Origin of the sequence: Escherichia sp. TW14182 (assembly GCF_000208525.1) — a bacterium.
Lineage (GTDB): Bacteria > Pseudomonadota > Gammaproteobacteria > Enterobacterales > Enterobacteriaceae > Escherichia > Escherichia ruysiae.
On the sequence record NZ_AEJZ01000490.1, the window covers coordinates 1 to 662 of the forward strand.

General features: G+C 56.3%; 2 protein-coding genes. Both read right to left on the reverse strand.

Annotated features, from left to right (window positions below; all coding sequences use genetic code 11):
- Positions 1-17: 17 nt before the first annotated feature.
- Positions 18-536 carry a hypothetical protein gene (locus tag EQY_RS0123565; RefSeq protein WP_024212733.1) on the reverse strand — a complete coding sequence of 173 codons (519 nt, stop codon included), beginning with the start codon at positions 534-536 and terminating at the stop codon, positions 18-20.
- The coding region (locus EQY_RS0123570) for a plasmid SOS inhibition protein A (RefSeq protein WP_024212734.1) at positions 536-662 on the reverse strand (127 nt) is incomplete at its 5' end. The genes EQY_RS0123565 and EQY_RS0123570, both read right to left, overlap by 1 nt.

A 662-nucleotide genomic window follows, 5' to 3' on the forward strand; every position in this document is an offset into this window, starting at 1 on the left:
CTCAAGCGCCGGGCACATCATAGCCCATATGTCTGCACCCTGTCAGCATCTGTACCATTCTCCGTCACGGCCCGGATTTCCAGTCGGCGTAGTGCACTGAACAGATAATCGCATTCAGCCTGTTTGTTTGCCCTGAAGGGTTTGGCTTTCGTGACCACCCACTGGTAGTTCCGGGGCCAGCCATGCACTTTCCTGACCCGCCCGTTAATCACATACAGCAGCCCCCAGCCCGCCGGTAAATCATCCACGGTAATCACGCCCGGCTCGCAGAGATAAAAACGCCAGTCTCCCATGCCCTTTTCCGGCTCTGCCCGGAACACCTTTTTCCTGTCAGCCAGGAAATCAGACCGTGAGCATTTCACCTCAATGAGACATGACGCTCCGTTACGGAAGCCCAGCGCATCAGGATGTTCACCGCAGGACGTCCATGCGTGAAAACGGTCACTGAACACCACCTTAAAACCGTGGTTGCGGAGAAAACGACAGGCCAGTTCACACATTTCCCTGTGTGTTTTCGGGTGTCTGACATTCCGCATCATGCCGCCTCCCGGAGTTTGTTTGGCACCATCCACCGTTCCATCTCACGGACGGCATGACCGGCCTCTCTGGCTGCCAGACTGGCTTCCGCGATAACCTGCCAGAATGGCATATCCTGCCACTGC